This is a genomic window from Nocardia sp. NPDC058497, assembly GCF_042720195.1.
In the GTDB taxonomy this organism is placed as follows: Bacteria; Actinomycetota; Actinomycetes; order Mycobacteriales; family Mycobacteriaceae; genus Nocardia.
The window spans coordinates 1-567 of record NZ_JBHXMY010000241.1 but is presented as its reverse complement, the minus strand read 5'-3'; the positions used below and the strand labels follow the sequence as shown (position 1 = coordinate 567).

At 70.5% G+C, this 567-nt stretch carries 1 protein-coding gene and 1 pseudogene; both read right to left on the bottom strand.

Annotated elements, in window-relative coordinates; all coding sequences use genetic code 11:
- Nucleotides 1-50: 50 nt before the first annotated feature.
- Entirely contained in the window at nt 51-434 is a 384-nt protein-coding gene (locus tag ACFWPJ_RS17505; RefSeq protein ID WP_378852519.1) for a YrdB family protein, read from the bottom strand.
- 39 nt (nt 435-473) lie between these two features.
- A pseudogene (locus tag ACFWPJ_RS17500) lies at nt 474-567 on the bottom strand (RDD family protein); the annotation flags it as partial.

Below are 567 nucleotides of genomic sequence, written 5' to 3'. Positions count from 1 at the left end.
ACCCACCCCCCCCCCCACCGCGCGTCGGCGGGTGACGGGCTCGCGCCGTTTCAGCTGGTCGCCGACCGGCCGGTCAGCAGCCACAGGACCCGGTCGTAGGCCAGCAGCTGATACGCGACCAGCACGGCCGCCGAGATCAGCGCCAGGCGCGACAGTCCGGCGCCCCACAGCGCCACGGCCCCGCCGAACAGCACGGCGAACTCGACGACCAGCCGCACCGCACCGGGGACCGGCACCGGTGCGGCGCCGCCGCGACTCGGATCATCGGGTACCGCGAACGTGCCCCACAGCGCCGCGGCCGCGATCGGCAGCACGACGACGAGCAGATATCGCCAGGGGGAATCGAAGGCTCGCCATCCGTACACCCCGAACGAGGCGATGGCGATCAGTTCGAGCAGGAAACGCGCGGCCAGCATGGCCGGATTCAGTGACACGGCCACAGCGTACGACCGCGTCGGGTCCGCCGCGCGGGCTCAGCGCGCGTTGACCAGTGCGGTTCCGGTGGCGCGGTCGTGCATGCCTCGACCATAGGCATCGGTTAAAATCTCTGGTACTACCAACACCAAA